This window comes from uncultured Campylobacter sp. (assembly GCF_938017705.1).
Lineage (GTDB): Bacteria > Campylobacterota > Campylobacteria > Campylobacterales > Campylobacteraceae > Campylobacter_B.
In genome coordinates this window covers 1-4,314 of the sequence record NZ_CALIIS010000034.1, presented here as the reverse complement: position 1 = coordinate 4,314, position 4,314 = coordinate 1, and the positions used below count along the sequence as shown (strand labels likewise).

Sequence of the window (4,314 nt, the reverse complement as noted above, 5' to 3'; positions counted from 1 at the left end):
TCTTGCGAACTATCGCTAGTTTTTTCGCTTATATTGCTCTGTAAGTCGCCGCAAGTCGCGCAATCATTCATATTAAATTTATCGGCGGCGCGTCCCAAGGCGGTCGCGCCGTAAGTGGAGATTTTGTCGTCGCTCTTCGTAGAATTTACGTCGCACTCGCCAGCAGCGGCTCTGCTGCGCTCGGCGCCTAAATTCGAGCTGTGAGTAAAATTTATATCGGCGGCGGAGTTTGCGGCACACTCGGCGGCGATTTCGTCGTGCAGGGTGCGGCTATCGCCATTTTCGGTGCCAGTCTCGCCACTGGTGAAATTTACGGCGTCTTCGGAATTTTGCGCGTTTGAAATTTCGACGCCTGAATTTGCGCCGCTAAAATTTTCGCTATTTAAAATTTTGTCGCTGCGAGCTTTGCCGTATGAAATTTCATCGCCGCTTGCGCCGCCAATGCTTGCGGAATTCGTATCGTTTGCGGAAGTTTTGCCGCTTATGAAACCGGCGTAATTTTTAGGGCTTTGCCGTAAAATTTCATCGTATTTACCGGATCTTAGCTCATCTTCTATCTTGTTTCGGTAAGCGCGAAACGAAAAATATACCGCGCCGAATGCGCCCAAAAATCCGGCCTCCAAGCTAAGAAGCCACGCAAGCGCCCGCACGCCGAAAGAGCTCGTGCCGAAAAATCTTGCGCCGCAAAGCGCTAGCCCAAGCAGGGCAAACGCCGCGTTTAGCGCGCAGTATATGAGCAAAAACCGCCTATTCAATCCCGCTCATCCCATTCATCGTCGTCGTCGAAATTTTTCGGATCGGCCTTGTATTTCGGATCGTTTTCAAGCTCTTTCAAGCTCGAATTTAGCGCCTTGCACGCGCGATAAACGTTCAGAAACGCCGCCGCGATGCCGATAGCGATGCCGAACCAGAGCAAAAGCAGCGAGCCCGTGAGATGCCGCAGTCCAAGACCGATCGCTACGCCGATGCCGATCGCTACGACGATGGAGATGCCTAGGCTGATGTCGCAGGCGCCCTTTACGATTTTGTTTAAATTTTTCGTTACTCTCATCTGAAATCCGATTAAATTTAAAATGCGGGCCTTAAAGCGCCGCCATGGCTTCATCTGCGGCGTTTAGCGCAAAGTCGATCTGCGCTTCGTCCATCGTGGAGCAGATAAAGCCCGTCTCAAACTGACTAGGTGCCAAAAATACGCCGCGCTTAATCATCTCGCCGTGAAATTTCGCAAAGCGCGCGGCATCTGCCCGCAAGGCGCCGTCGTAGTCGTGCACCTCTTCGTCTGAGAAAAAGTAGCCGAACATCGAGCCTACGCAGCTGGTTTGCAGCGCGATGCCGCGGCGCTGTGCTATGGCGCAAAGCCCGTCCGTGAACCTGCGGGCAAGCTCACCAAGCCTTTTGTAAAGGCCGCTGCTAGCGTAAATTTTACTTAAGCTGGCGATGCCCGCAGCCATTGCGACGGGATTTCCGCTTAGCGTGCCCGCTTGATATACCGCTCCTAGCGGGCTTATCATATCCATGATTTCGCGCTTGCCTGCAAACGCCGCCACGCTCATACCGCCGCCGATGACCTTGCCAAAGGTCACTAGATCGCCGCGGACGCCGTAGATACCGTAGCTGCCTAGCTCGCTCGCGCGAAAGCCGCTCATTACCTCGTCGATTATCAGCACGATCTTTTTCTCATCGCACAGCGCGCGAAGCTCGGTTAAAAATTTAGGATCAGCGGGTACTAGGCCCATATTCCCCGCGATAGGCTCGATGATGATTGTGCCGATGTCGTTTTGCGCTAGGACGTCCTTTACGCTTTGTATGTCGTTGTATCTGGCTAGGTAGGTGTTTTTTGCGACGTCCTGCGGCACGCCCGCGCTGCTTGCATTACCGAAAGTGCTCGCGCCGCTGCCCGCTTTGACGAGCAGGCTGTCGCTGTGGCCGTGGTAGCAACCCTCAAATTTTAAAATTTTATCCCGTCCGCTAAAGGCGCGCGCAAGACGGATCGCGCTCATCGTGGCTTCCGTGCCGCTGCTGGTAAAGCGGATCTTGTCTAGGAAATCGAAATTTTTTAGCACCAGCGAGGCAAGCTGCGTCTCAAGCGGGCTGGATGCGCCGAAGCTTAGCCCTTTTTTGGCGGTTTGCACGACGGCGCGCTCTATGTCTGCATCGGCGTGGCCGAAGATGAGCGGGCCCCAGCTCTGCACGAAGTCGAGATATTTTTTGCCCTCGACGTCGTAGATGTACGAGCCCTCGCCGCGATCTACCATAAAAGGCTCGCCGCCGACGTTGCCGAATGCTCGCACTGGTGAATCGACGCCTCCGGGGATAAGTTTAAGCGCCGCTAAAAATTCATCGTGGTTATTCATTTTTTCTCCTTCTTTTTGGGTTGATTTATCGACTTTATATATTTGTAGATGATGATGATCTCGTTTTGCGTCAGGAAGTAGCTTGGCATCACGTCGCGCGAGCTGCTGATCCCGTCGGCGAGCTCCTGAAGCGAGAGATTATTGATCGGCGGCGCGTTTAGGGCGCGCTCGTAGTAGGCGCCCGAGGTGCGGTTAAATTCTTTATACGTCGCGATCAGCGAGCCCTCACCCTTTTCGCCGTGGCACTTGTCGCAGCCGATGCCGCGCGGGTTTTTATACAGCATCGCGCCGTATTCTTCGTCGGTGATGAAGCTCTCGGCTTGTGCGCCGCGAGGTAGAAAAAATAATGTCGCGGTTAAAAATAGCGCTAAAAATATGAAATTTCGCATCTTCTCGTTTCGAATTTTTGGCGCAATAATATAAAAAATGTGCTTAAATTTCATAACGCAGCTATATTTTCGATCCCCTCAAAATAAAATACGTTTAACTCATCCTGTCTGCGGTAGAGGAATTTTAGCCCGTGCGCCTTGGCGATGTTATCGACGATGTAAAGCCCCAGGCCGAAGCTTTGCTTGGCGTTCGTGCCCTTAACGAAGGCCTCTTTGTAGTAGCTGAAATCCTTCTGTAGTGGCTCGCCGAGCGTTATGAAGTCTATCGTCTCGGCGTTTAGGCGGATTAAAATTTTACCGTCTGAGGCGTATTTGACGGCGTTGTCGATTAAATTTTTCACCGCGACGCAAAAGAGCTTCAGATCGACATTTAAACTCAGGCCTAGCGGATTTTGCAGCGTGACGCAGCCGGGCTCGATCATTGCGATGCTAAGCGCTTCTTTTAAAATTTCATCCATGGGAAAAATTCCGCGTTCAATTAGCGCCGTGCCCGCAGTCGCGCGCTCGACCGCCGCAAATTCGTTGATTAGGCTCTCTAGCCGCTCAAAGACCGAGATGAGGCGCTCCTGATTTTTACCGCGCTCGATCATCTCGACGGCGATGCGACCCTTTGTGATGGGGGTTTTGAGCTCGTGCATTATGTTTCGCAAAAACAGATGGCGCGATTCGTTAAGCTTATTTATCTGCGTGACCGCTTCGTAAAATGCGTGCGAAACCTCGGAAATTTCGTCGTTTCCCGCGCTTACATCCTTGATCTGAAGATCGCCTTTAGCAAATTTATCGATCTGGCGCTTGAGCTTTCGAAGGGGGCGAATTTTGCGGATGATGAAGATATACGCAAGCAGGATGATCGCCAAAATGACGCCGTAGATCGCTTTGAAAATATCGTAGCGGTAAGGCTGATACTCCTTGTCATTTAAAAGCCGCGTCTCGCCAGCGTGAGTGATTTTTAAGTAGTGCTTGCGCTTAAACAGCAAGATGTCTGCAGAGCCGATGTCTGCAGAGATGCTGTCTAAAATTTCAGCGCCTTTAATGATCTCATCGCGCTTGGCTTCATCGCGGATGGTCGAAAACTCGAAATTTGCGACCTGCCGTTCGTATTCGACATCGCTGATGAGCTTACTCATCTGATATAGGTTCGCGCGCGCGACGATGGAGTATTTGGAGTTTAGCTCGCGGGTGTAGTTTTGCTGATCGTAGCCAATGAGCCAGAGTAGCGCGAGCGAAACGCCCACGGCAGCGAGCGTAAAGATGAACGTGATGGTGTAAAAAATCGACGATCTTACTTTCATTAAATTTATACGATCCTTAAATTTTTAAAATTTCAAAGCTTTGTAAGCCGCGGGCTTACTTTGCTTTGGCGCGCGAACCCGTCCGACTTCGGATTTGTGGCATATCCTAAATACGCAATACGTTTATACTTCCTAAATCTAGCTATTGCAAATTTTATAAAGATTTTAAAAATTTTGCTATTTCTACCATTGAAAATTTTACAAAATTTCACCGCTTAAACACATAAATTCAAATAAATTTATTTTAAATTTAACGCGCAGCCTTAAAACCAAAGCTAA

At 50.4% G+C, this 4,314-nt stretch carries 5 protein-coding genes; all 5 read right to left on the bottom strand.

Features of this window, described 5'->3' with window-relative positions; genetic code table 11:
- Nucleotides 1-740 (bottom strand): hypothetical protein (locus Q0605_RS01770; RefSeq protein ID WP_298703673.1); only part of this gene is annotated, 740 nt, incomplete at its 3' end.
- A gap of 11 nt (nt 741-751) precedes the next feature.
- A complete protein-coding gene (locus Q0605_RS01765; RefSeq protein ID WP_297988133.1) occupies nt 752-1,051 on the bottom strand; it encodes an AtpZ/AtpI family protein in 300 nt (99 codons plus the stop codon).
- 31 nt (nt 1,052-1,082) lie between these two features.
- Entirely contained in the window at nt 1,083-2,354 is a 1,272-nt protein-coding gene (gene hemL / locus Q0605_RS01760; protein WP_298703670.1) for a glutamate-1-semialdehyde 2,1-aminomutase, read from the bottom strand.
- Nucleotides 2,351-2,743, bottom strand: coding sequence for a cytochrome C oxidase subunit III (locus Q0605_RS01755; protein ID WP_298703668.1), 393 nt, complete (start codon nt 2,741-2,743; stop codon nt 2,351-2,353). The genes hemL and Q0605_RS01755 overlap by 4 nt, the downstream gene beginning before the upstream one ends.
- A gap of 50 nt (nt 2,744-2,793) precedes the next feature.
- Entirely contained in the window at nt 2,794-4,035 is a 1,242-nt protein-coding gene (locus tag Q0605_RS01750) for an ArsS family sensor histidine kinase (RefSeq protein ID WP_298703666.1), read from the bottom strand.
- Nucleotides 4,036-4,314 lie beyond the last annotated feature (279 nt).

Coding starts and splice junctions, on each gene's coding strand:
- Q0605_RS01765 (WP_297988133.1), bottom strand. CDS start 1,051: ATGAGAGTAACGAAAAATTTAAACAAAATCGTAAAGGGCGCCTGCGAC.
- hemL (WP_298703670.1), bottom strand. CDS start 2,354: ATGAATAACCACGATGAATTTTTAGCGGCGCTTAAACTTATCCCCGGA.
- Q0605_RS01755 (WP_298703668.1), bottom strand. CDS start 2,743: ATGCGAAATTTCATATTTTTAGCGCTATTTTTAACCGCGACATTATTT.
- Q0605_RS01750 (WP_298703666.1), bottom strand. CDS start 4,035: ATGAAAGTAAGATCGTCGATTTTTTACACCATCACGTTCATCTTTACG.